This is a genomic window from Actinokineospora terrae (genome assembly GCF_900111175.1).
Taxonomy (GTDB): Bacteria; Actinomycetota; Actinomycetes; order Mycobacteriales; family Pseudonocardiaceae; genus Actinokineospora; species Actinokineospora terrae.
In genome coordinates this window covers 421,217-444,688 of the sequence record NZ_FOGI01000006.1, presented here as the reverse complement: position 1 = coordinate 444,688, position 23,472 = coordinate 421,217, and the positions used below count along the sequence as shown (strand labels likewise).

The 23,472-nt window shown below is 71.7% G+C and carries 22 protein-coding genes; 8 read left to right on the top strand and 14 right to left on the bottom strand.

The annotated features are described in order from the left end of the window. Positions 1-71 precede the first annotated feature (71 nt). The 8 genes from BMY07_RS16085 to BMY07_RS16050 form a co-directional block, all read right to left on the bottom strand. Positions 72-1,592 carry a glutamate synthase subunit beta gene (locus BMY07_RS16085; protein WP_092778928.1) on the bottom strand — a complete coding sequence of 507 codons (1,521 nt, stop codon included), beginning with the start codon at positions 1,590-1,592 and terminating at the stop codon, positions 72-74. Beyond that, positions 1,585-6,150, bottom strand: a complete 4,566-nt coding sequence (gltB, locus tag BMY07_RS16080) for a glutamate synthase large subunit (protein WP_092778926.1) — start codon at positions 6,148-6,150, stop codon at positions 1,585-1,587. The genes BMY07_RS16085 and gltB overlap by 8 nt, the downstream gene beginning before the upstream one ends. 136 nt (positions 6,151-6,286) lie before the next feature. Continuing rightward, the gene (gene lgt / locus BMY07_RS16075; protein ID WP_092778924.1) at positions 6,287-7,411 is read right to left on the bottom strand and encodes a prolipoprotein diacylglyceryl transferase; all 1,125 of its coding nucleotides are present in this window, start codon (positions 7,409-7,411) and stop codon (positions 6,287-6,289) included. An 83-nt stretch (positions 7,412-7,494) separates the two neighbouring features. After that, positions 7,495-8,289 carry a tryptophan synthase subunit alpha gene (gene trpA / locus BMY07_RS16070; protein ID WP_092778922.1) on the bottom strand — a complete coding sequence of 265 codons (795 nt, stop codon included), beginning with the start codon at positions 8,287-8,289 and terminating at the stop codon, positions 7,495-7,497. Then, entirely contained in the window at positions 8,289-9,524 is a 1,236-nt protein-coding gene (gene trpB, locus BMY07_RS16065; protein ID WP_092778920.1) for a tryptophan synthase subunit beta, read from the bottom strand. Before trpB ends, trpA begins: the two co-directional genes overlap by 1 nt. Beyond that, positions 9,521-10,330, bottom strand: coding sequence for an indole-3-glycerol phosphate synthase TrpC (gene trpC, locus BMY07_RS16060; protein WP_092778918.1), 810 nt, complete (start codon positions 10,328-10,330; stop codon positions 9,521-9,523). Before trpC ends, trpB begins: the two co-directional genes overlap by 4 nt. A 112-nt stretch (positions 10,331-10,442) precedes the next feature. Continuing rightward, positions 10,443-10,958, bottom strand: coding sequence for a Trp biosynthesis-associated membrane protein (locus tag BMY07_RS16055; RefSeq protein ID WP_092778916.1), 516 nt, complete (start codon positions 10,956-10,958; stop codon positions 10,443-10,445). Further along, positions 10,951-12,510: an anthranilate synthase component I gene (locus BMY07_RS16050; protein ID WP_092778914.1), complete on the bottom strand. Its 1,560-nt coding sequence runs from the start codon at positions 12,508-12,510 to the stop codon at positions 10,951-10,953. Before BMY07_RS16050 ends, BMY07_RS16055 begins: the two co-directional genes overlap by 8 nt. A gap of 93 nt (positions 12,511-12,603) precedes the next feature. Between BMY07_RS16050 and BMY07_RS16045 the strand changes: the two genes are divergently transcribed. Continuing rightward, positions 12,604-13,209: a TetR/AcrR family transcriptional regulator gene (locus BMY07_RS16045; protein ID WP_245782415.1), complete on the top strand. Its 606-nt coding sequence runs from the start codon at positions 12,604-12,606 to the stop codon at positions 13,207-13,209. Here BMY07_RS16045 and hisI read toward each other — a convergent pair. The 4 genes from hisI to BMY07_RS16025 all read right to left on the bottom strand — a co-directional run bounded on the left by hisI (position 13,190) and on the right by BMY07_RS16025 (position 16,165). After that, positions 13,190-13,543: a phosphoribosyl-AMP cyclohydrolase gene (hisI, locus tag BMY07_RS16040; RefSeq protein ID WP_092778911.1), complete on the bottom strand. Its 354-nt coding sequence runs from the start codon at positions 13,541-13,543 to the stop codon at positions 13,190-13,192. The two genes, BMY07_RS16045 and hisI, sit on opposite strands and share 20 nt — an antisense overlap. After that, positions 13,540-13,884, bottom strand: coding sequence for a hypothetical protein (locus BMY07_RS16035; RefSeq protein ID WP_092778910.1), 345 nt, complete (start codon positions 13,882-13,884; stop codon positions 13,540-13,542). The genes hisI and BMY07_RS16035 overlap by 4 nt, the downstream gene beginning before the upstream one ends. After that, positions 13,881-14,654, bottom strand: a complete 774-nt coding sequence (gene hisF / locus BMY07_RS16030; RefSeq protein ID WP_092778909.1) for an imidazole glycerol phosphate synthase subunit HisF — start codon at positions 14,652-14,654, stop codon at positions 13,881-13,883. The genes BMY07_RS16035 and hisF overlap by 4 nt, the downstream gene beginning before the upstream one ends. 998 nt (positions 14,655-15,652) lie before the next feature. Continuing rightward, positions 15,653-16,165, bottom strand: a complete 513-nt coding sequence (locus BMY07_RS16025) for a hypothetical protein (RefSeq protein WP_092778908.1) — start codon at positions 16,163-16,165, stop codon at positions 15,653-15,655. A 98-nt stretch (positions 16,166-16,263) separates the two neighbouring features. Between BMY07_RS16025 and BMY07_RS16020 the strand changes: the two genes are divergently transcribed. From BMY07_RS16020 to BMY07_RS16005, 4 genes are all read left to right on the top strand, one after another. Beyond that, positions 16,264-16,977, top strand: coding sequence for an ABC transporter ATP-binding protein (locus BMY07_RS16020; RefSeq protein WP_092778907.1), 714 nt, complete (start codon positions 16,264-16,266; stop codon positions 16,975-16,977). Next, complete coding sequence (locus BMY07_RS16015; protein WP_092778906.1) at positions 16,974-17,708, top strand: ABC transporter permease; 735 nt, start codon at positions 16,974-16,976, stop codon at positions 17,706-17,708. The genes BMY07_RS16020 and BMY07_RS16015 overlap by 4 nt, the downstream gene beginning before the upstream one ends. Before the next feature lie 90 nt (positions 17,709-17,798). Continuing rightward, complete coding sequence (locus BMY07_RS16010) at positions 17,799-18,380, top strand: S1 family peptidase (protein WP_092778905.1); 582 nt, start codon at positions 17,799-17,801, stop codon at positions 18,378-18,380. 51 nt (positions 18,381-18,431) lie between these two features. After that, positions 18,432-19,382 (top strand): DUF3558 domain-containing protein, encoded by a 951-nt coding sequence (locus BMY07_RS16005; RefSeq protein WP_143073511.1) that lies wholly within the window; start codon positions 18,432-18,434, stop codon positions 19,380-19,382. A 31-nt stretch (positions 19,383-19,413) separates the two neighbouring features. On the opposite strand, the gene BMY07_RS16000 is transcribed toward BMY07_RS16005, so the two are convergent. Beyond that, on the bottom strand, positions 19,414-21,069 hold the full coding sequence (locus tag BMY07_RS16000) for an alkaline phosphatase D family protein (RefSeq protein WP_092778902.1): 1,656 nt from the start codon (positions 21,067-21,069) through the stop codon (positions 19,414-19,416). A gap of 143 nt (positions 21,070-21,212) precedes the next feature. Here BMY07_RS16000 and BMY07_RS15995 point away from each other — a divergent pair, with 143 nt between their 5' ends. The 3 genes from BMY07_RS15995 (at position 21,213) to BMY07_RS15985 (ending at position 22,543) form a co-directional block, all read left to right on the top strand. Continuing rightward, positions 21,213-21,542 carry an ArsR/SmtB family transcription factor gene (locus tag BMY07_RS15995; protein WP_092778900.1) on the top strand — a complete coding sequence of 110 codons (330 nt, stop codon included), beginning with the start codon at positions 21,213-21,215 and terminating at the stop codon, positions 21,540-21,542. Further along, the gene (locus tag BMY07_RS15990) at positions 21,539-22,015 is read left to right on the top strand and encodes an SRPBCC family protein (RefSeq protein ID WP_092778898.1); all 477 of its coding nucleotides are present in this window, start codon (positions 21,539-21,541) and stop codon (positions 22,013-22,015) included. The genes BMY07_RS15995 and BMY07_RS15990 overlap by 4 nt, the downstream gene beginning before the upstream one ends. 138 nt (positions 22,016-22,153) lie before the next feature. After that, positions 22,154-22,543: a PPOX class F420-dependent oxidoreductase gene (locus BMY07_RS15985; RefSeq protein WP_092778896.1), complete on the top strand. Its 390-nt coding sequence runs from the start codon at positions 22,154-22,156 to the stop codon at positions 22,541-22,543. A gap of 200 nt (positions 22,544-22,743) precedes the next feature. Here the strand turns inward: BMY07_RS15985 and priA are convergent, their stop codons facing one another. Next, entirely contained in the window at positions 22,744-23,469 is a 726-nt protein-coding gene (gene priA, locus BMY07_RS15980; RefSeq protein WP_092778895.1) for a bifunctional 1-(5-phosphoribosyl)-5-((5-phosphoribosylamino)methylideneamino)imidazole-4-carboxamide isomerase/phosphoribosylanthranilate isomerase PriA, read from the bottom strand. Between the last annotated feature and the right edge of the window lie 3 nt (positions 23,470-23,472).

Sequence of the window (23,472 nt, the reverse complement as noted above, 5' to 3'; positions counted from 1 at the left end):
GTGTGCGAGCCGCAGGGTGGTCACATCCCGGAGCCGCGACCGCTGTCAAAGCGTAAGAGGCAACACTGAAATCAGACCACGGACAACGGCAAAGCGTTGGGCCTAACAGGAGCAGGCAGGTCAGAGGCGCCGGTCAGGTAGGCGTCGACGGCGTGGGCGGCTGAGCGGCCTTCGGCGATGGCCCAGACGACCAGGGAGGCGCCGCGGTGGGCGTCGCCGCAGACGAAGGTGCCGGGGGTTGTGGTTTGCCAGTCTTGGCCGCAGGAGATGGTGCTGCGGGGGCTAAGAGTCAGGCCGAGTCCCTCTAGGAGAGGCATGTGTTCGACGCCTTCGAAGCCGATTGCCAGGAGGACCAAGTCGGCGGGGAGTTCCTGCACGCGGTCGCCTACCGGGACGACTGAACGCACGCCGGTAGCGGGATCCTTGGCCACCTTGACCTCACGCAGCCGCAGAGACTTGACGGCGCCGCTCGCATCGCCCGAGAACTCTTCCACTGCCATCGCGAAGAGACGTTCCCCGCCCTCTTCGTGCGCGGGGTAGGTGCGCAGGATCCACGGCCACACAGGCCAAGGAGACCGGTCGGAGTCACGTTGGCGGGGCGGCATGGGGTACTGGTCCAGCTGTGTCACCGACAACGCGCCCTGACGGACCGCTGTGCCGTAACAGTCGGCGCCAGTGTCACCGCCGCCAATGATGACAACGTGCTTGCCGCGCGCGTCGATGGAGGTAGGGCCATCGCCCTCGCAGGCGCGGTTAGCGGGTACGAGGTGGTCCATCGCCAGATGCACACCGCGCAGGGCACGCCCGGGGACATCAGCGACATCCCTACCGCGCAAAGCTCCCACAGCGAGCACCACGGCGTCGTAGTCCGCCTGTAGCCGCTCTACTGGCAACGCACCGGGCCCGGTCCCGCCGACCTCGCAGCCGGTCACGAACCGGGTCCCCTCGGCCCGCAGTTGCGCGAGTCGCCGGTCCAGGACCTTCTTCTCCAGCTTGAACTCCGGGATGCCGTACCGCAGCAGGCCGCCGAGCCGGTCGTCGCGCTCGAACACGGTGACCTCGTGCCCGGCCCTGGTCAGCTGCTGCGCCGCCGCGAGCCCGGCCGGACCGGACCCCACGACCGCGACCCGACGCCCCGAGGAGACCGTGGAGCGCACCGCCTCGACGTAGCCGCGCTCCCACGACACGTCCGCGATCGTGCTCTCCACCCGCTTGATCGCCACGGCCCCACCCGCGTCCGGCGAGATGGCCAGCACACACGCCGCCTCGCACGGCGCCGGGCACAGCCGTCCGGTGAACTCGGGGAAGTTGTTGGTCGCGTGCAGCCGCTCCCCCGCCATCGCCCAGTCCCCGCGGCGGACCAGGTCGTTCCACTCGGGGATCAGGTTCCCCAGCGGACACCCCGCCGTCCCGGAGTGGCAGAACGGAATCCCGCAGTCCATGCACCGACTCGCCTGGGTGCCGACCTCCCGGTCCCGCTCGGCGGCGGGCAGCTCCCGGTAGACCTCCCGCCAGTCCCCCAACCGCTCGTCAACCGACCGCTTCACCGCGTCAGCGCGCGCATGCGCCAGGAACCCCTTCGGATCAGCCACGGGAGGCCTCCATGATGGCGGTGTCGACGTCGCGGCCTTCGGATTGGGCCAGCCGGATGGCGGCGAGGACGCGTTGGTAGTCGCGGGGCATGACCTTGGTGAAACCGGCGGCGCGGCGGGTCCAGTCGCCGAGGAGGGAGGCGGCCACGGCCGAGCCGGTGGACGTGTGGTGGCGGGCGATGGTCTCGCGGAGCCAGCGCAGGTCGTCGGCGGCGGGGCGCTGGAGTTCGACCATGTCCGGGTTGACCAGCGCGGGGTCCAGGTCCAGGACGTAGGCGACGCCGCCGGACATGCCCGCGGCCAGGTTGCGGCCGGTCGGGCCGAGGACGACCGCCCGCCCGCCGGTCATGTACTCGAAGGCGTGGTCGCCCACCCCCTCCGCGACGATCACCGCGCCCGAGTTGCGCACGCCGAACCGCTCTCCCACCCGGCCGCGCAGGAACACCTCGCCCGAGGTCGCGCCGTAGGCGATCACGTTGCCCGCGATGACCTGTTGCTCGGCCGCGAACACGGCGTCCTCATGCGGCCGCACCACGATCCGCCCGCCCGACAACCCCTTGCCCACGTAGTCGTTAGCGTCACCGAACAGCTCTAGCGTGATCCCGCGCGGGAGGAACGCACCGAGCGACTGCCCCGCCGACCCGGTCAGCCGTACGTGGATGGTCCCGTCCGGCAACCCATCGCCCCCGAAGCGTCGAGTCACCTCCGAGCCGAGCAGGGTGCCTACGGTCCGGTTGACGTTGCGCACCGGTAGCTCCAACCGCACCGGGTGGGCGTCCTCAAGCGCGGCTTCCGCCAACTGCACCAGGGTTCGATCCAGGGCGTGTGCGAGCCCGTGGTCTTGCACGCGAACACGGCGACGCGCGGTGCCATAGGGCGTTTCAGGCACCGCGAACACCGGCGTCAGATCAAGCCCTTGCGCCTTCCAGTGCTCGACAGTGTCATCGACCGCCAACAGCTCCGCGTGCCCGATAGCGTCATCGAGCGTGCGGAACCCCAGCGCCGCCAGGTGTTCCCGCACCTCCTGGGCGACGAACCGGAAGTAGTTGACGATGTGCTCGGCCTGCCCCGTGTACCGCTCGCGCAGCACCGGGTTCTGCGTCGCCACACCCACCGGGCACGTGTCCAGGTGGCACACCCGCATCATCACGCACCCCGCCACCACCAGCGGCGCGGTCGCGAACCCGTACTCCTCGGCGCCGAGCAGCGCGGCGACGACCACGTCCCTGCCGTTCTTCAGCGCCCCGTCGACCTGCACGGTGATCCGGTCGCGCAGCCCGTTGAGCACCAGCGTCTGCTGGGTCTCGGCGAGCCCGATCTCCCACGGCGTCCCGGCGTGCTTGAGCGAGTTCAGCGGGGACGCGCCCGTGCCGCCGTCGTGCCCGGAGATCAGCACCACGTCCGCGTGCGCCTTCGACACCCCCGCCGCCACGGTGCCGACGCCCACCTCGGACACCAGCTTCACGTGCACGCGCGCGTTCTCGTTGGCGTTCTTCAGGTCGTGGATCAGCTGCGCCAGGTCCTCGATGGAGTAGATGTCGTGGTGCGGCGGCGGCGAGATCAGCCCCACCCCGGCGGTGGAGTGCCGGGTGCGCGCGATCCACGGGTACACCTTGTTCGGTGGCAGCTGCCCACCCTCGCCCGGCTTCGCGCCCTGCGCCATCTTGATCTGGATGTCGTCGGCGTTCACCAGGTACTCGCTGGTCACCCCGAACCGGCCGGAGGCCACCTGCTTGATCGCCGAGCGCCGGGCCGGGTCGTGCAACCGGTCGGAGTCCTCGCCACCTTCGCCGGTGTTGGACCGGCCGCCGATCATGTTCATCGCGATCGCGAGCGTCTCGTGCGCCTCGGCGGAGATAGAGCCATAGGACATCGCGCCCGTGTTGAACCGCGACAAGATGGCCTCAACCGGCTCGACCTCGTCTAGAGGAATCGGCGAAGCCGCTTGCTGCAACAGGAACATGCCGCGCAGAGCCCCACCAGCCCGGTTAAGTCGGTCGATCTCGGCACTGTATTGCCGGTAGACCTCTTCGCGACCGGTGCGGGTCGCGTGCTGGAGCAAGAACACCGTCTCCGGCGTGAACAGGTGCAGCTCACCCTCGCGCCGGTACGCGTACTCGCCACCGACGTCCAGACGCCGGTGCACGCGATCAGCCGGGTTGTCCGGATAGGCCCGACGGTGCCGGGCGCGCGCCTCGGCGGCGATGACGGCAAGACCGACCCCGCCGAGCTTCGACGTCGTCCCGGTGAAGTACTCGTCGAGCACCTCGGTCGCGAGCCCGAACGACTCGAAGACCTGCGCCGCCGTGTACGCGCCGACGGTCGAGATGCCCATCTTGGACATGATCTTCAAGACACCCTTGACCAGCGCCTTGACGTAGTTGCGGATCGCGGTGCGCGGTTCGACGCCGGTGATGGCGCCGTGCGAGATCAGGTCCTCGATCGTCTCGAACGCCAGGTACGGGTTCACCGCCGCCGCGCCGTAGCCCAGCAGCAGCGCGACGTGGTGGACCTCGCGGGCGTCGCCGCTCTCCACCACCAGCGCCACCCGGAGCCGCTCCTTGGTGCGCACCAGGTGGTGGTGCACCGACGAGACGAGCAGCAGCGACGGGATCGGCGCCAGCCGGTGGTCGGAGTCGCGGTCGGAGAGCACCAGCGTCCTGGCCCCCGCGGCGATCGCGGCCGACGCCTCCTGCCGCACCCGCTGCACCGCCGCCGTCAGCGCGGCACCCCCACCATCCACTTCGTACAGTCCAGACAGGACAGTGCAGGAGTGCCCGGGCAGGTCGCCGTCGTCGTTGACGTGGATCAGCTTCGCCAGCTCGTCGTTGTCGATCACCGGGTACGGCAGCTGGATGTGCCTGCAGGACGCGGGCCCCGGTTCGAGCAGGTTCTGCTCCGGCCCCATGATCCGCTGCACCGAGGTGACGATCTCCTCGCGGATCGCGTCCAGCGGCGGGTTGGTGACCTGGGCGAAGATCTGCTTGAAGTAGTCGTAGAGCAGCCGCGCCCGCTGCGACAGGGCCGCGGGCGGGGTGTCGGTGCCCATCGAGCCGATCGGCTCCGCCCCGGTGACCGCCATCGGGGTGAGCAGGACCTTCAGCTCCTCCTCCGTGTAACCGAAGGTCAGCTGCCTGCGCCGCACCGACTCGTGCGGCTGAACCACGTGCTCGCGATCCGGCAGGTCGGCGACCTTCAGCAGCCCGGCGTGCAGCCACTCCTCGTACGGGTGACGCGCCGCGAGGGCGTCCTTGACCTCCTGGTCGTCGACGACCCGGCCCGCGGCGGTGTCGACCAGGAACATCCGGCCCGGCTGCAACCGCCCCTTGGCCACCACCTGCTCCGGCGGCACGTCCAGCACCCCGGTCTCGCTGGCCAGCACCACCCGGTCGTCGGCCAGCCGCCACCACCGCGCCGGACGCAGCCCGTTGCGGTCGAGCACGGCCCCGACCAGGGACCCGTCGGTGAAGGTGACGCACGCAGGCCCGTCCCACGGCTCCATCAGGCTGGCGTGGAACTGGTAGAACGCCCGGCGCGCGGAGTCCATCCCGGTGTGGTTCTCCCACGCCTCCGGGATCATCATCAGCACCGCGTGCGGCAGGCTGCGGCCGCCCAGGTGCAGCAGCTCCAGCACCTCGTCGAAGGACGCCGAGTCCGAGCCGTCCGGGTCGACCACCGGGTAGAGCCTGCTCAGGTCGCCCGGCAGCAGGCTGGAGGACAGCAGCGCCTCCCTGGCGCGCATCCGGTTCCGGTTGCCGCGGACGGTGTTGATCTCCCCGTTGTGCGCGACGAACCGGAACGGGTGCGCCAGCGGCCACGACGGGAAGGTGTTGGTGGAGAACCGGGAGTGCACCAGCGCGATGGCGCTGCGCAGCCGGGGGTCGCGCAGGTCGGGGAAGAAGGCGGGCAACTGCGCGGTGGTCAGCATTCCCTTGTAGACCAGCGTCCGCGCCGACAGCGACGGGAAGTACACCCCGCACCCGGCGGCGGCGCTGTCGTGCTCGACCCGCTTGCGCAGGCAGTACACCAGCCGGTCCAGCTCGATCCCGGTCGGAGCGCGCCCCTCGCCGTCGGGGTACCCGGCCAGCAGCGGCATCGCGAAGTGCGGCATGACCGACCGCGCGGTCGGCCCGATCCCGGCGGCGTCCGGGTTGACCGGGACGTGCCGCCAGCCCAGCAGTCGCAGCCCTTCCTGCGCGGCGGTGCGCTCGATGAGCGCGACGGCCTCGGCGCGGCGGTCGGTGTCCACGGGCAGGAACGCCAGGCCGGTCGCGTAGCCGTGGGCGCCGCTCTCGTCCGGTTCGGGCAGGGTGAAGCCGACCTCGGCGCGCAGCAGGTCGTCGGGCAGTTGCACGAGGATGCCCGCGCCGTCGCCGCTGGTCGGCTCGGCCCCGGCGGCGCCGCGGTGCTCCAGGTTGGCCAGCGCGGTCAGCGCGTCGGCGACGATGCCGTGCGAGCGGCGGCCCCGGATGTCGGCGACCATCGCCACGCCGCAGGAGTCGCGCTCGGCGGTGGGGTCGTAGAGGCCGTCAGGGCGCGGAAAGGCCGAGAACAGCATGGAGGCCTCCTGTCTGCGGATCACGCGCTCGGCCGGTGCGCACAGTGGCGAACCGGTCCTGGGCGCGGGACGGCAGCGGCCCGCGAGTGTGTGGTTCGAGCTTAACAGCCCGGAAACAGGGTCGGCATGTTCCGACCTACGCCTTGGCGGGGGTGTCCCCACCGTCGGCGGTGGGGGTGCCGCCGTCCTCGGTCGACTCCGCCGGGCCCCGCGCGGGGGTCTTCTCCTTGGCGGGCTTGTCGTCCTCGTCATCCGCGTCCGCGCTGTCCTCGTCCGCGCCGTCCTCGTCGTCCGAGGTGGACTCGTCGGTGTCGGACTCGTCGGTGTCGGATTCATCGGACTCGTCCGACCCGGTGGGCGGATCGGTGGCGGGGGTCAGCGCGGCCAGGTCCTCGCGCGGTCCGCGCTTGGCGGCCAGCACGAAGTAGACGAGCGCGCCGAGCAGCAGCAGGATCGAGGTCCACACGTTGATCCGCAGGCCCAGCACCATGGTGGCCGGGTCGGTGCGCATCATCTCGATAAGACCGCGGCCCACGGTGTACCCGGCGACGTAGATGGCGAACGCGCGGCCGTGCCCGAGGCGCAGCTTGCGGTCGAGCAGCACCACGACCACGGCGATCAGCAGGTTCCACACCAGTTCGTAGAGGAACGTGGGGTGCACCGGGCTGCCGTCGATGAGCGTGTGATCGATGGCGACGCCGTTGAGCGGGTCCTCCTGGCCGAACTCGTTGACCCGCCGGTAGATCTCCAGGCCCCAGGGCAGGTCGGTCGGCCCGCCGTAGAGCTCCTGGTTGAAGTAGTTGCCGATCCGGCCGATCGCCTGCGCGGTGATGATCCCGGGCGCGATGGCGTCGGCGAACACCGGCAGCGGCACGCCCTTGCGGCGGCACCCGATCCACGCGCCGACCGCCCCGAGCGCGATGGCGCCCCAGATGCCCAGCCCGCCGTCCCAGATGCGCAGCGCGTTGAGCGGGTTCTTGCCCTCGCCGAAGTACCGGTAGTAGTCGGTGGCCACGTGGTAGAGCCGCCCACCCACCAACCCGAACGGCACGGCGTACACCGCGACGTCGAGCACCGTGCCCGGCTGGCCGCCGCGCGCGACGAACCGCTTCTCACCCCAGTAGATCGCCACGATGATGCCCGCGATGATGCACAACGCGTAGGCCCGCAGCGGGAGGGTGAAGACCCCCAGGTCCAGCTCCCAGACGCCGCGGTCCGGACTGGGGATGCTCGCCAGGAAGACAGTGGAGGCGCTCGTCACGGGGGCTACGGTAACGGGACCGGGTGGCCTGGCCGTGAAGTGGTGCCCCTACCGGCACCATCGGGAAGACCCGGGCGCTGTGTTCACCCGATCGGCGTCGGGGCGGTGCGGACGCCGTCGGCCAGTTCGGTGACCAGCGCGCGGACCCCGGAGACGCCCTCCTGGGCGCGGCTGACGAAGGCGGAGCCCACGATGACCGCGTCGGCGAACGACGCCACCTCGGCCGCCTGGGCACCCGAGCGCACGCCGAGGCCGACGCCGATCGGCAGGGACGTGTGAGCCCTGGTGCGCTCCACCAGCCCGGACGCCGACACGCCGACCTGGTCGCGGGCGCCGGTGACGCCCATGACCGCGGTGGCGTACACGAAGCCCGAGGACGCCGCCACGGTGCTGGCGATGCGCTCCTCCGACGAGGACGGGGCGACCAGGAAGATCCGGTCCAGGCCGTGCGCGGCGGAGGCGGCGAGCCAGTCGTCGGCCTCGTCCGGGATGAGGTCCGGGGTGATGATGCCCAGGCCACCGGCGGCGGCGAGGTCGCGGGAGAACGCGTCGACGCCGTAGCGGAACACCGGGTTCCAGTACGTCATCACCACGGCCCTGCCCCCGGCCGCCGACACCGCCTCGACGACGGTGAACAGGTCCCGCAGCCGGAACCCGGCCTTGAGCGCGGTCTCGGCGGCGGCCTGGATGACCGGGCCGTCCATCACCGGGTCGGAGTACGGGACGCCGACCTCGACCAGGTCGCAGCCCGCGTCGACCATGCCCTTGAGCAGGTCGACGGACCCGTCCACGGTGGGGAACCCGGCGGGCAGGTAGCCGATGAGCGCGCCCCGGCCCTCGCCGCGGGTCCGCTCGAACACCGGGTCCAACGCGCCCATCAGGACTCCTCGTAGAAGCCGAAGTACTTCGCGGCCGTGTCCATGTCCTTGTCGCCGCGACCGGACAGGTTGACCAGGATGTGCCCCTCGGGACCCAGTTCCTGGCCGAGCTTGAGGGCCCCCGCCAGCGCGTGCGACGACTCGATCGCCGGGATGATGCCCTCGGTGCGCGAGAGCAGCTGGAAGGCGTGCATGGCCTCGTCGTCGGTCGCGGACCGGTACTCGGCGCGCGCGGTGTCCTTGAGCCAGGCGTGCTCCGGGCCGACGCCCGGGTAGTCCAGGCCCGCGGAGATCGAGTAGGCCTCGGTGGTCTGGCCGTCCTCGTCCTGCAGCAGGTAGGACATGGCGCCGTGCAGCATGCCGGGGCTGCCGTGGCCCAGCGTCGCGCCGTGCTCGCCGGTCTCGATGCCCTTGCCGCCCGGCTCGATGCCGACCAGCCGGACCGCCGGGTCGTCGATGAAGCCGTGGAAGATGCCGATGGCGTTGGACCCGCCGCCGACGCACGCGGTGACCGCGTCGGGCAGCCTGCCGGTCAGCTCCAGGTACTGCGCCCGCGCCTCGATGCCGATGACCTTGTGGAAGTTGCGCACCATCACCGGGAACGGGTGCCCACCGGCCGCCGTGCCCAGCAGGTAGTGCGTGGTGTCCACATTGGTCACCCAGTCGCGCAGCGCCTCGTTGATGGCGTCCTTGAGGGTGCGCGAGCCGGACTTGACCGGGATGACCTCGGCGCCGAGCAGCTTCATCCTGGCGACGTTGAGCGCTTGCCGCTCGGTGTCGACCTCGCCCATGTAGACCACGCAGTCCAGGCCCATGAGCGCGCACGCGGTGGCGGTGGCCACGCCGTGCTGGCCGGCGCCGGTCTCGGCGATGACCCGCTTCTTGCCCATCCGCTTGGTGAGCAGCGCCTGGCCCAGCACGTTGTTGATTTTGTGCGAGCCGGTGTGGTTGAGGTCCTCGCGCTTGAGGAACACCCGCGCGCCGCCCGCGTGCTCGGCGAAGCGCGGCGCCTCGGTGAGCAGCGAGGGCCGTCCGGCGTAGTCGCGCAGCAGCCGGGTGAACTCGGCGGTGAACTCCGGGTCCAGCCTGGCCTTGTCGTACTCGGCGGAGAGCTCGTCGAGGGCGCCGATCAGCGCCTCCGGCATGTAGCGGCCGCCGTACGGGCCGAAGTGGCCCTTCGTGTCGGGGTCGTGCTCGCCCTGCACGTGCGGATCGATCTTGGGGGCGTCGGTCATCGGCCGGGCCTCGGGCAGGCCGGGTGCGAGCCTGCGGTGACCAGTTGGACCAGGGCCGCCTTGGGGTCGTCGGTGGCGACCAGGCCCTCGCCGACCAGCACCGCGTCGGCACCGGCGCCCGCGTAGGTCATCAGGTCGCTCGGGCCGCGCACCCCGGACTCGGCGATCTTGATCGTCTCCATCGGCAGCCCGGGGGCCAGCCTGCCGAAGACGTCCCGGTCGACCTCCAGGGTGTGCAGGTTGCGCGCGTTGATGCCGATGACCCGCGCGCCCGCCTCCAGGGCGCGGTCGGCCTCCTCCGCGGTGTGCACCTCGACCAGCGCGGTCATGCCCAGCGACTCGACCCGGTCGAGCAGCGAGGCCAGCGCGTTCTGCTCCAGCGCGGCCACGATCAGCAGCACCAGGTCGGCGCCGTGCGCGCGGGCCTCGTGCACCTGGTAGGGGCTGACGATGAAGTCCTTGCGCAACAACGGGATGTCGACCTTGGCGCGGACCGCGTCGAAGTCGGCCAGCGACCCGCCGAAGCGCCGCCCCTCGGTGAGCACGCTGATGACCCGCGCCCCGGCCGCCGCGTAGTCCACGGCCAGCGCGGCCGGGTCGGCGATGGTGGCCAGGTCGCCCTTGGACGGGCTGCGCCGCTTGACCTCGGCGATGACGCCCACGTCGTTGCCGCGCAGCGCGGTCAGCGCGTCGCGCGGTGCCGCGGCGCGTGCCGCCAGTTCCTTGATGGTGTCGAAGGGAACGGCCCCCTCGCGCTCGGCGAGGTCTTCCCGGACACCGTCGATGATCGAGTCCAGAATGCTCACTTCGCACCCCGGACCGATGTCTGACTGGTGTAGTCCCTCACAACCACTGCCCCTTCCCGCCGAATTGATGCTAACTCCGGCCCGTCCCCCTCCTCGGAACCGGGTCCTCGCTTCAACGCGTGGGGTCCTCCCCCTCGGACAACGCCCGCCACAGGTCTTCTTCATCCCGCGCGGCCTCTTTCACCGCTCCTGGGCTGCGGTACCTGCCGCCCAGCCGGGGTGCGCGGTGGCCCCTGAGCACCAGGACGACGCCCGCGGCGAGCATCAGCGCGCCGCCAGCGACCGCGAGCGCCCGGCCTGCGAACTCGGTGCCGTCGACCACACCCTCGAACACCGGCACCAGGCCGAGCAGGGCCACGACCACGCCCAGTAGCCGCCGCCAGACCCCGCCGAGGGCGAGGGTGCCCGCCACCGCCGCGACCGCCAGTACCGCCAACGGGACCAACGCGGGCGCGACCTCGCCGCCGGTGATGTCGACGGTGACCGTGAGGTCGGTGCCCGGTCTGCCGCGCGCCGAGTGCTCCCAGGTCAGCGCGGCGGCACCCCACAGCGCGGCCGCGGCGAGCGGCAGCAGGCCCGCCACGATCCACAGTGGACGTCGGGCCGGGGTCGGCGCGGGCTCAGCCACGGGCCTCGGTCGCCGGGCGCATGGTCTCGGCGGTGGCGATCGCGGCGAGCACGGCGCCCGCCTTGTTGACGCACTCGGTGTCCTCGGCCGCCGGGTTCGAGTCGGCGACCACACCGGCCCCCGCCTGCACGTACGCCACCCCGTCGCGGACCAGGGCGGTGCGGATGGCGATCGCGGTGTCGGCGTCGCCCGCGAAGTCCAGGTAGCCGACGACACCGCCGTAGAGGCCGCGGCGGGTGGGTTCGAGCTCCTCGATCAGCTCCATCGCCCTGGGCTTGGGCGCGCCGGAGAGGGTGCCCGCGGGGAAGCAGGCGGCGACGGCGTCGAACGCGGTCTTGCCCTCGGCCAGTTCCCCGGTGACGGTCGAGACGATGTGCATGACGTGGCTGTAGCGCTCCACCCGGAAGAAGTCGACGACCTGCACGCTGCCCGGCTTGCAGACCCGCCCCAGGTCGTTGCGGCCCAGGTCGACCAGCATGACGTGCTCGGCGCGTTCCTTCTCGTCGGCCAGCAGGTCCTTCTCCAGGATCTTGTCCTCCTCGGCGTCCACCCCGCGCCACCGGGTGCCCGCGATGGGGTGCGTGGTCGCCCGGCCGTCGCGCACGGTGACCAGCGCCTCGGGGCTGGAGCCGACGATGCTGAAGCCGTCGAGCCGCAGCAGGTACATGTACGGGCTGGGGTTGGTGGTCCGCAGCACCCGGTAGATGTCGAGCGGGTCGGCCTCGGTGCGCACCTCGAACCGCTGCGAGAGCACCACCTGGAACGCCTCGCCCGCGCGGATGGCCTCCTTGGCGGCGAGCACGGCGGCCTGGAACTCCTCGGGCTCGCGCCTGCGGGTGTAGCTGGGGGCGGGCTGGTCGAAGGTCGCCACGGTGGGCGGCGCGGTGGTCTGCAGGCCGAGCACCATCGCGTCGAGCCTGGCGACGGCGTCGTCGTAGGCCGCGTCGACCCGCTCCGGGGAGTCGTCCCAGTTCACGGCGTTGGCGATGAGGGTGATGGTGCCCTCGTGGTGGTCGAGCGCGGCGAGGTCGGTGGACAGGAGCATCACCAGCTCCGGCAGCTCCAGGTCGTCCTCGGCGAGCTCGGGCAGCCGCTCCAGCCTGCGCACGGCGTCGTAGCCGATGAAGCCGACCATGCCGCCGGTCAGCGGGGGCAGGCCGGGCAGCGGGTCCGAGTGCAGCAACCGGACGGTCTCGCGCAGCGCGTCGAGCGGGTCACCCCCCTGCGGCAACCCGATCGGCGGCGTCCCGGTCCAGTGCGCCTCGCCACCGGTCGCGGTCAGCGCCGCCGGACTGCTCACCCCGATGAACGACCACCGCGACCACGACCGCCCGTTCTCCGCGGACTCCAGCAGGAACGTCCCCGGCCGGTCCCCAGCCAACTTCCGGTACACCCCCACCGGCGTCTCCGCGTCGGCCAACACCCGCCGCACCACCGGCACGACCCGCCGATCAGCCGCCAGCGCGTGGAACTCCTCCCGACTGGGACTCACCCCACCCATCCCACCCACACCAACAGCGGTCCGGGCGGCCACACCGATCGCACTCACCATGGCGTCATTCTGCCGTGCACGCGCCACGGGTTTCCGACGGCCTATATTTCAACACGTGTTGAGCCATTCCGGGGGATGGTCCATGATGGTCGGGTGACGAGCTCCAACGGCGAGCGCAGGCGCGGCAGGCGGCCTGGTGGGACCGATACCAGGGCTGCCCTGCTGACGGCGGCGAGGGAGGTGTTCACCGAGCAGGGGTACGACGGGGCGACTGTGCGGGCTATCGCGCGCAAGGCGGGGGTGGACGCCGCCATGGTGAACCACTGGTTCGGGGGGAAGGAGGCGCTGTTCGCCGAGGCGGTGCTGCAGTTGCCGTTCAACCCGCGCGAGCAGCTCACCCAGGTCCTGGGCGGCGGCGATCCGGCGACCCTCGGTGAGCGGATCGTGCGGACGTTCCTCACCATCTGGGACGCGCACGACGGCGGGATCTTCGCGGCCATGATCCGCAGTGTCGCCTCGCACGAGAAGGTCGCGAAGGCGTTGCGGGAGTTCTTCCACAACAACGTGTTCGGCCAGCTGGCGGGCGTCGCGGCCGACCACGGCGAGATCCGGTCGAACCTGGTCGCGTCGCAGATGATCGGGCTCGGGGTGGTGCGGTACGTGGCGAGGTTCGACCCGATCGCGGCCAGCGATGTGGAGACCGTGGTCAAGGCGGTCGGGCCGACCCTGCAGCGCTACCTCACGGGGCCGCTGGACTGAGCAGCGGTCCGGCGTCGAAGCAGGTGCGGTCCCCCGTGTGGCAGGCGCCGCCGGTCTGGTCGACGGTGAGCAGGATGGTGTCGCCGTCGCAGTCGATGCGGACGTCGTGGACGGTCTGGGTGTGGCCGGAGGTGGCGCCCTTGACCCAGAGTTCGCCGCGGCTGCGGGAGAAGTAGGTGGCCCGGCGGGTGGTGAGGGTCAGGTGCAGCGCCTCGTCGTCCATCCAGGCCACCATCAGCACCTCGCCGGTGCCGCGCTGTTGCGCCACCGCGCACACCAGGCCGTCGGCGTTGCGCTTGAGCCGCGCCGCGATCGCCGGGTCGAGACCGGTCACCGAGTCACCTTCCCCATGAACTCCCGCGCCGGGCGGGTCAGCACCAAAACCCCGGCGTACACGTGCGCCGCGGCAAACAACCCCGAGCCGACGCGCAGCCACACCTGCGCCGGGTCCAGCGCGATCAAGGCGTGCGCCACCGCGGCCAGGACGGCGAAGGCGAGCACCGCGCCCGCGAACTTGCCCAGGAACACGCTCACCCCGGCCAGCACGCCGAGCGCGCCGACGATCACCGGGAACCGCAGCGCGGCCGAGTCGCCGCGCACCAGGCCGAGCACGACGAACGCGACCGCCGACCCGACCAGCAGCAGGCAGGCGACCCTGATCTCCAGCGGCCTCACCTGACCTCGACCCCGGCGCCGCGCAGCGCGTCCTTCACCTCGCCGATCCGCAACTGTCCGAAGTGGAACACGCTGGCGGCGAGCACCGCGTCGGCGCCCTCGGCGACCGCGGGCGGGAAGTGCGCCAGGTCGCCCGCTCCCCCGCTGGCGATCAGCGGCACGTCGACCCGCGCGCGCACCAGCCGGATCAGCTCCAGGTCGAACCCGGCCTTGGTGCCGTCGGCGTCCATGGAGTTGAGCAGGATCTCGCCGACGCCCAGTTCCTGGCCCCGCGCGGCCCACTCCACGGCGTCGATGCCGGTGCCGCGCCTGCCGCCGTGCGTGGTGACCTCGAACCCGGACGGGGTCGGCGCCGACCCCTCGGGCACCCGGCGGGCGTCGACCGACAGCACGACGCACTGGGCGCCGTAGCGGTGGGAGGCCTCGCGGAGAAACTCGGGGCGGGCGATGGCGGCGGTGTTGATGCCGACCTTGTCCGCGCCCGCGCGCAGCAGCCGGTCGATGTCGTCGACCGTGCGCACGCCGCCGCCGACGGTCAGCGGGATGAACACCTGCTCGGCGGTGCGGCGCACCACGTCCAGCGTCGTCTCCCGGTCCGAAGAGGACGCGGTGACGTCGAGGAAGGTCAGCTCGTCGGCCCCCTCGGCGTCGTAGGCCGCCGCGAGCTCGACCGGGTCACCGGCGTCGACGAGGTCGGTGAAGTTGACCCCCTTCACCACCCGCCCGGCATCGACGTCGAGGCAGGGGATCACACGGACCGCTACTGGCATGCCCCGAGCCTACTTCGCACCCCCACCGCCGCGACGACCACCGACGACCGGACCCCCCGAGACCCGCGCGCACATCCCGGCCACCGCCCACGCGGCTACCGCAGCGCGATCACCCCCAAGGTCGACCCGCCATCCACCCCAGACGCCGCCGCGGCACCCATCCTGGATGCCCCGCACGCAGATCCCGGAACACCCCTCTATCCACAACCCCCCGAACCATCCACACCCCACCGGCACCCCCTATTGACAACCCGCCGACCTCGATAGGTTCAGAGATGGGCCCCCGGGCCCCGGGAGGGAGGGCCCCGGCCCGCGGAGTTGATCATGGTCGACGGCAGCGAGGCGGGCGGGCAGCTGCGGGCGGCCGCCGCAGGCGGCGGCGGGCGGCCGCCGCAGGCGGCGGCGGGCGGCCGCCGCAGGCGGCGGCGGCAGAGTCGGGATGGGAAGCAGCAGGGGCGACAGAGTCGAGGCGGGCAGCCGCACGGGGCGGCAGGGTCGGGGCGGCAGGCGGTGCGGGCGACAATCGCAGGCGGCGACAGAGTCAAGGCGGGCGACCGCAGGCGGCGGCAGGTTGGGGGCAGGCGAGCGCAGGCGGCGACAGGGTCGGGGCAGGCGGGCAGTGCGGGCGGCAGCCACAGGCGGCGGCAAACTCAAGGCGGGCGACCGCAGGCGGCGGCAGAGTGGGGGGCGAGCACGCGGCGGCAGAGTCGGGGCGCGCGGGACCAGGCGGCGGCAGAGTGGGGGCGACAAGCATCCGGTGACGACGCTGTCCACCACGTCGGGCGAGCCGCGCCTGCGCCGAACTGCCGCGCTCAAGGTCAGCCCAAGTAAACCAGTACGGACCGCGTACCAGGAAGCAGCCTCAGGGGCATCACCGCGGCGAGCCGGTTGTCACTGCACAGGTCCTGCCTGCCCAGGCGAACCGACTCCCAGCAGGCTCGGCGAACCGTCGCCGACCGGTCAGTAGCACCGATCCGACCGCGCCTGGCCGAACCCGGCTACGAGCCCATGCGCCAGCGGGTGAAGTGGTCGGCGGTGGTGGCGGCTTCCTCGAGCATGGCCTTGGCGCTGACGCGGACTTCCTCGAGTTCCAGGTCGCGGTCGACCATGGCGGCGGCTCGGCCGTCGGGGCCGCGCCAGCGGCTTTGGGTGCGGCGTTCCAGGGACACGGCCTTGCGGAGTCGGGTGACGGGGCGGTGGTTGGCGCGGATGAGGTCTCGGCGGACGGGGACGAGCAGGACGAGGAAGCGGTGGGCGGCGGTGCCGACGTCGAGGCGGGCCATCTCGACGGCGTCGCGGGTCTGGTCGGCGAAGTCGGCTTCCATGTCGAACGCGCCGGTCACCTCGTCGAGCGCGGCCGCGGCGGCGCCGCCCGCGTCGAGGTCGGCGATGGCCGCTTCCCAGGTGGCGATGCCCGCGCGCAGCCGGGTGAGGAACAGCTCCGGCGCGGGGTGGCCGCGCAGGGAGGTCCAGTCCAGCTCCTGGGTCAGGGCGGCTAAGTCGGCGGGCATCGGACCTCCGGGTCGGGTGAGGGTGATCACGCTAGGCCGGAGCGGGCGCCGGGTGAAGGCCTTGACGGGCGAAACTCATCAGGCGCAGAATTAAACGCATGACGAATTCGGCTGTCACCGGGACCGGGCTGCGGGTGGTCCGCGGTGGTCGTGACGTGCTGCGAGGGGTCGGGTTCGCGATCCCGCGCGGCTCGGTCACCGGCCTGCTCGGGCCGAGCGGCTGCGGGAAGACCACCCTGATGCGCGCGGTCGTGGGCGTGCAGAACGTCGCCGAGGGCACCGTCGAGGTGTTGGGCAGGCCCGCGGGTCACCCGGACCTGCGCGCCCGCGTCGGCTACGCCACCCAGAACCCGGCCGTCTACGCGGACCTGACCGTCGCCGAGTGCCTCCGCTACTTCGCCGCCGTGCTCGGCGCCCCCGCGCACGACGTCGACCGGGTCCTGGCCGAGGTCGACCTGGCCGACCGCGCGGCGCAGCTCGTCGGCAGTCTCTCCGGTGGCCAGCGCGGCCGCGCGAGCCTGGCCGTCGCGCTGCTGGGCGAACCCGAACTGCTGGTGCTCGACGAGCCGACCGTCGGCCTCGACCCGGTGCTGCGCGAGGACCTGTGGGCCCTGTTCCACCGCCTCGCCGCCGCCGGGACCGCGCTCGTGGTGTCCAGCCACGTCATGGACGAGGCGGCCCGCTGCGATCGGTTGCTGTTCATGCGCGAGGGCCACGTGCTCGCCGACGACACCCCGGACGGGCTGCGCGCCAAGACCGGCGAGCAGGACCTGGAGCAGGCGTTCCTGCGGTTGGCGAGGGCGGCGGCGTGAACGCGACGATCACCGCGGCCACCACCCGCCGCGTCCTGACCCAGCTCCGCCACGACCCGCGCACGGTGGTGATGCTGCTGCTGGTGCCCACCCTGCTGATGACGCTGCTGCGCTTCGTGTTCAACGACGAGCACGCGTTCAGCCGCACCGCGCCCGCCCTGCTCGGCGTGTTCCCGTTCGTCATCATGTTCCTGGTCGCCTCGGTGACCACGTTGCGCGAACGCACGACCGCGACGCTCGAGCGCCTGATGACCATGCCGATGGGCAAGCTCGACCTGATCCTGGGCTACGCCATCGCCTTCGGTGCAATCGCCGTCGTCCAAGTCGGCATCGCGACCACGGTGAGCGTGCTGTGGCTGGGGTTGGACGTGGTCGGTTCGGTGTGGACACTGCTGCTGATCGCCGTGCTGGACGCGGTGCTGGGCATGGCACTGGGCCTGTTCGTGAGCGCGTTCGCGACCAGCGAGTTCCAGGCGATCCAGTTCATGCCGCTGTTCGTGCTGCCGCAGTTCCTGCTGTGCGGGCTGTTGCAACCGAGGGACCGCATGGGCTGGCTGCTGAACTGGCTGTCCGACGTGATGCCGCTGTCGTACGCGGTGGACGCGCTGACGAGGGTCACCACGTCAGCGGACGTCGATACCGCGCTGGTGCTCGACCTGGTCGTGGTGGTCGGGTGCGTTGTCGCCGCGCTCGCGCTCGGGGCGGGCACGTTGCGCCGTAGGACGGACTGAACGGGAACCGCATAGGCCGATCAGCGGCTTCCGGTGTGTCCGGTCCGCCTCTTACCGTCAGGGCTTGTCCTTTCGGGGAAGGCGGCTGCGATGAGGTTCCTGGCAACTCTGTGCGCCCTGGCGCTGTGCGTGCTCACCGCTCCCACCGCGGCGGCGGGGCAGGTCCTCGTCGGCGGAGACCGGGTCACCATCAACGGCAGGTTGTGCGTGATCGGCTTCAACGCCCACACCGCGGCGGGCGTCCGCAAGATCATCACCACCGGGGCGTGCACGGGCGCGAGCACACCGGTCACCGCCGTCACCGCGCCCGCGGACTCGACGTCCACCCCGTTGGTGCGCACCGGTCCCGGCACGACGGCCGTCGTCGCGGGCACGACCGAGGCCGCGATCGGCGCGACCGTGTGCCGATACGGCCCGGCCACCGGCTGGCGGTGCGGGACGCTGCAGGCCAAGAACCAGACCGTGAACTTCCCCGGCGGCCCGATCTCCGGTCTGTCCAGGACCAGCATCTGCCTGGAGCCGGGCGATCCCGGTGGGCCGGTCCTGGCGGGCAAGCAGGCGCAGGGCGTGCTCATCGGCGGCTCGGGGAACTGCTCCTCGGGCGGCACGAGCTACTTCGTGCCGATCCGCCCGGTGCTCAACACCCATGGTCTGGTCCTCTACACCGGGTGATCGCCTACGATCCGTCCCCAGTGGAAACACGAGAGCGTCTCGGGGGCGTTGATGCGTGGTCTGGTTCGATTAGCCGTGTTCGGCGTCGCGGTACTGGCGGTATCGGGGTGCACGCAGGTGGTCGCGCCACCGCTGAACCGCGCCAAACCGGTGCCCAGCTACAAGCCCGCGCCGGTGGACGTCAAGAAGGTCCTGGGTGATCTGAGCACCCTGGACCCGTGCTCGCTGTTCGAGCCGTCCGACTTCGGCGGTGGCAAGGTCATCCAGTCCGGTTCGTGGGACGAGTGCCCGGTGTCGCTGCCCGCGGTGAACGGGTCGCAGATCGTCTCGATCGGGTCGGTCGGCAGGTTGGACACGTTCCAGGCGGTGTCCAACCCCGAGCTCAAGGACGGGTTCTCGACCTCCATCTACGCCGGCCCCATGGCGCCCTGCGGCAGGCTCCTGCACCTGGGCGACGGCACGGCGCTGTCGGTGCACGTGATGCTGTCCGGGGAAGGACATGCCTCCGCGGTGTGCCCGCAGGTCGGCACGGGCTTCGAGAAGATCCTGGAGCGCTTGAAGAAGAAGCCGAAGTCGGTCGAGCACCACACGTTCCCGCCCGGCTCGATGGCCGCGATGGACCCTTGCCAGGTCACCCCGGCCGCGGCGCTCGCGGCGTTCCCGACGCGGAAAGACTGGCCCGCCAAGCACACCTGCGAGTGGAACGACCCCGCGGGCAACACCGTGCGCCTGACTTTCGGCCGGACGGACCCGTTGTGGAACGGCCACCTGCCCGTCGTCACCGTCGCGGGCAGGCCGAACCTGAAGCTGGAAGCGCCCGGCGGCCGGGACGCGACCTGTGTGCTGATGACCAACGGACCCAAGGCGCCGGTGTCCGATGGTCAGGTCGAACAGGCCTCGCTTGCCTTGACGCTCAAGGGAAACCCCGACATGGCGGCGGCTTGCGGGCAGGTCACGCAGCTCGCCGAGCAGGTCTGGCCGGTGGTGCCGCCCGCGGCGTGAACGGGCGGCACCCCTGACCTGGAACCGAGACCTAGGCGACGGGTCCGGAGACCGCCTTGACCTTCTGCGTGCCGTCCGCGGTGGCCAACGACTTGGCGTGGCTCGCGGTCGAGGTCGGGCTGAGCCGGTCGGCCACGTAGTACCAGTCGGTCTGGACGCGCTGCGGGTTCACGTCCACGACGGAGTACCCGTGCGAGTCCAGCTCGACGTAGCGCACGTGCAGGTTGCCCACGTGCAGCGCGGCCTCGGCGGCGACCGAGAGGGTGCGCGGGGCGACCTTGAGCAGGTCGTCGATGTTGTCGCTGGTGACCGAGGTCGTGACGAACTCGGTGGCCACGGAGTTGCCGTTCCACCAGTAGCTCGACCGGTCGATCGGCACCTCGGCGCCCCACGAGGAGTGGATGTCGCCGGTGAGGAACACGGTGTTCTTGACCCGGTTGTCGCGCAGGTGCCCGAGCAGCTCCTGGCGGTCGGCGGTGTAACCGTCCCAGGCGTCGGCGTTGGCCGCGACGCTGCCGATGGGCAGGCCGAGCAGGGAACCCAGTGACTCCAGGAACTTCGACTCGACGGTGCCCAGCGAGATCGGCGTGATCATCACCGAGTTGCCGACGAGCTTCCACTTGGCGTCGGTGCCCGACAGGCCGTTCTTGAGCCAGGCCATCTGCGGGTCGCCGGTGATGGTGCGGTTGGGGTCGCCCGGGTCGCCGGAGGACGGAGTGGTCTGCTTGGAGCGGTAGCTGCGCAGGTCCAAGAGGGACAGTTCGGCGAGGCGGCCCCAGCGGAACCGGCGGTAGATCTCGCCGCCCGCGCCCTGGCGGACCGGCATCCACTCGAAGTAGGCCTGCCGGGCGGCGGCCTTGCGGGCCGACCAGTCGCCCTCGCCGGGCTGGTGGTTCTCGGCGCCGCCGGACCAGGTGTCGTTGGCGTACTCGTGGTCGTCCCAGGTGATGAACCACGGCTGGGCCGCGTGCAGGGCCTGCAGGTCCGGGTCGGTCTTGTACTGGGCGTGGCGGCGGCGGTAGTCCGAGAGGGTCAGCATCTCGTTCGCCGGGACGTGCGGGCGGATCGTGACGCCGCGGGCACCGTAGCCGCCCGCCTGGTACTCGTACAGGTAGTCGCCGACGTGCAGGACGCCGTCGAGGTCGCTGCGCGCGGCGAGGTGGCGGTAGGCGGAGAAGTAGCCCGCCTGCCAGTTCGAGCAGGAAACCAGGCCCAGCCGCAGTTTGCTGACGTCGGCGTTGGTGGCCGGGGCGGTGCGGGTGCGGCCGGTGCCGGAGCGGACGCCGTCGAGGGTGAAGCGGAAGTAGTACGCGGTCGCGGGGGCCAGACCCGCGGCGGCGACCTTGATGGTGTGGTCGCGGTCGGGGCCGGTGGTGACGGCGCCGGAGGAGACGACGGCGGCGAACCCGGCGTCGGTGGCGACCTCCCAGCGGACCTCGACGGTCGGGCCCGCGCCGGAGCCGGGGGTCGACTCGGGGGTGGGGGTGACGCGGGTCCAGAGCAGGACGCCGTCGGGCAGCGGGTCACCGGAGGCGACACCGTGCGCGAACTGCGGGACGGCGGCGGCCGAGGCGGTTCCGGCGAGGGTGGCGGGGATGAGCAGGGCGCCGCCCGCGATCGCGGAGGACTTGAGGAAGACGCGGCGGTTCGGGGAGGAGGGTGTGGTGGTGGGCTCAATGGGAGTCACGCCTGTCAGTGATACACCGGCAAGGTAAGTGTCACACCCACCTGCGGGGTGAACATCATCGGAACTCGCCCTTGACTCCCGACCGCCTGGCCTACATTCTTAACTCGTTGGTTTCAGAACAAACTGGTTATGGAGAGGGAGACGTGGTGGACCAGCTCAGCGCGGTCTTCGCCGCACTCGCCGACCCGACCCGCCGGGCGATCCTGGCGCGGTTGCGCGACGGCGAGGCGACGGTGGCCGAACTGGCCGAGCCGTTCGCGATGTCGCAGCCCGCGGTGTCCAAGCACCTCAAGGTGCTGGAGCAGGCGGGCCTGATCACCCGGACCCGGCGGGCCACCGCCCGGTTGAGCCACCTGCGGGCCGAGCCGCTGCGCGCGGCCCGCGACTGGCTGGGCGACTACCGCGCGTACTGGCTGGAGAGCCACGACCGCCTCGACGACCTGCTGACCGAACTACAGGAGAAGGACCGATGAGCGAGACCGTCATCACCGCCGAGCCCGGCAGCCCCTACATCGAGATCACCCGCGAGTTCGACGCGCCCGCGGACCTGGTGTTCCGCGCGTTCACCGACCCGGACCTGGTGGCCAGGTGGCTCGGGCCGCGCAGGCTGACCATGAAGGTCGACCACTGGGACGCCCGCCACGGGGGCGGCTACCGCTACACCCACCTCGACCCCGAGGGCGGCGAGTACCACTTCCGCGGCACCTTCCACGGCACCCCGTCGCTCGACGACGGCATCGTGCAGACCTTCGAGTTCGAGGGCGCGCCGGGGCAGGTGGCCCTGGAGCGGATCGGCTTCACCGAGGTCGACGGCAAGACCACGGTGCACTCGATCAGCGTCGGCTTCTCGGTCGCGAGCCGCGACGAGTTCCTGGCCAGCGGCATGGAGCACGGGGTGCGCGACTCCTACGACCGCCTCGGCGAACTCCTGGCGACCCTGGGCTGACCCCCGCCGCACTGGTCGCGCCCACTCGCCACGCCCGCCCAGCGATGCCGGGAACGATGCCGGGTGGGGACGTGGGGGTGGGCGGTGGGAGGAATAGGCGCAGTGGTGGGAGGAATCGGCAGGGCCTAGCCTGGCCGGATGGACGCGTGGACCGCCCTTGGCGAGGGCAAGTACCTGCTGGTGACCACGTTCAAGCGGGACGGCACCCCGGTCGCCACCCCGGTCTGGGTCGCCGTCGACGGCACCGACCTGGTTTTCTGGACGGTCCGCGACTCGGGGAAGGTCAAACGCCTCCGCCGCGACCCCCGCGTCGAGGTCGGCCCGTGCGACCTGCGCGGCAACCCCCTCGGCGAGTCGACAGCAGCCAGGGCCCGGCTGCTGGACGACCCCACCTCCGACCACGTCCGCCGCCTCATCCAGCGCAAGTACGGCATCCTGGGCCGACTCACCATCGGCGGCAGCCGCCTCCGCCGAGGCGCCAAAGGCACCATCGGCGTCGCCATCAGCCAGGATTCCCCTCCGGCCTGACCCCAGAAAGGGAACATCCGGGAGCGCGGCCGCGAGCAGGCTCCACCACGGGAGTTGTCCACAGGCACTCCCGCCGCTCGCCCCGTGCTGTCGACCACCCCCGGTGAGCTGTACATCGGGGGCTGCTCAGCCCGGTTTGATCTTGCGGCGACGCGGGTCATCTCGGAATCCGCCGCGGCGAGCTCGCCGGGAGCGCCAGGTCAGGCGACGGCCGCCAGCGCCTCGGGGAGGGTGAAGTTGCCGTTGTAGAGGGCCTTGCCGATGATCGCACCCTCCACACCGGACACCTTCGACAATGCCACCAGGTCGTCCACACTGGACACTCCGCCGGAGGCGACCACGGGGGCGTCGGTCTTGGCGCACACGTCGCGCAGGAGGTCGACGTTCGGGCCCTGGAGGGTGCCGTCCTTGCCGACGTCGGTGACGACGTAGCGGGCGCAGCCGTCGCGGTCGAGGCGGGTGAGGACCTCCCAGAGGTCGCCGCCGTCCTTGGTCCAGCCGCGGGTGGCGACGCGGTGGGCGCCGTCGGTGATGCGGACGTCGAGGCCGACGGCGATCCGGTCCCCGTGCGCGGCGATCGCGCGGGCGCACCACTCCGGGTTCTCCAGGGCGGCGGTGCCGAGGTTGACCCGGGCGCAGCCGGTGGCCAGGGCGGCGGCGAGGGTGTCGTCGTCGCGGATCCCGCCGGACAGCTCGACCCTCACGTCCAGCGTGCCCACGACCTCGGCCACCAGCGCCCGGTTGTCACCGCGCCCGAACGCGGCGTCGAGGTCCACCAGGTGCACCCACTCCGCGCCGCCCTCCTGCCAGGCGAGGGCGGCCTGGAGCGGCGACCCGTACCGGGTCTCGGTCCCGGCCTCCCCCTGGGTCAGGCGGACGGCTTGTCCGTGGGCGACGTCGACGGCGGGCAGCAACTGGAAGCTCACCCG

Bases quoted from the DNA above. Each gene is read 5' to 3' on its own strand.
- BMY07_RS15990 (WP_092778898.1), top strand. From the start codon at position 21,539: ATGAGCGAGACCGTCATCACCGCCGAGCCCGGCAGCCCCTACATCGAG.
- hisF (WP_092778909.1), bottom strand. From the start codon at position 14,654: ATGCCAGTAGCGGTCCGTGTGATCCCCTGCCTCGACGTCGATGCCGGG.
- BMY07_RS16010 (WP_092778905.1), top strand. From the start codon at position 17,799: ATGAGGTTCCTGGCAACTCTGTGCGCCCTGGCGCTGTGCGTGCTCACC.
- BMY07_RS15985 (WP_092778896.1), top strand. From the start codon at position 22,154: ATGGACGCGTGGACCGCCCTTGGCGAGGGCAAGTACCTGCTGGTGACC.
- gltB (WP_092778926.1), bottom strand. From the start codon at position 6,150: ATGCTGTTCTCGGCCTTTCCGCGCCCTGACGGCCTCTACGACCCCACC.
- BMY07_RS16005 (WP_143073511.1), top strand. From the start codon at position 18,432: ATGCGTGGTCTGGTTCGATTAGCCGTGTTCGGCGTCGCGGTACTGGCG.
- trpA (WP_092778922.1), bottom strand. From the start codon at position 8,289: ATGGGCGCGTTGGACCCGGTGTTCGAGCGGACCCGCGGCGAGGGCCGG.
- trpB (WP_092778920.1), bottom strand. From the start codon at position 9,524: ATGACCGACGCCCCCAAGATCGATCCGCACGTGCAGGGCGAGCACGAC.
- BMY07_RS16020 (WP_092778907.1), top strand. From the start codon at position 16,264: ATGACGAATTCGGCTGTCACCGGGACCGGGCTGCGGGTGGTCCGCGGT.
- BMY07_RS16025 (WP_092778908.1), bottom strand. From the start codon at position 16,165: ATGCCCGCCGACTTAGCCGCCCTGACCCAGGAGCTGGACTGGACCTCC.
- BMY07_RS16050 (WP_092778914.1), bottom strand. From the start codon at position 12,510: ATGGTGAGTGCGATCGGTGTGGCCGCCCGGACCGCTGTTGGTGTGGGT.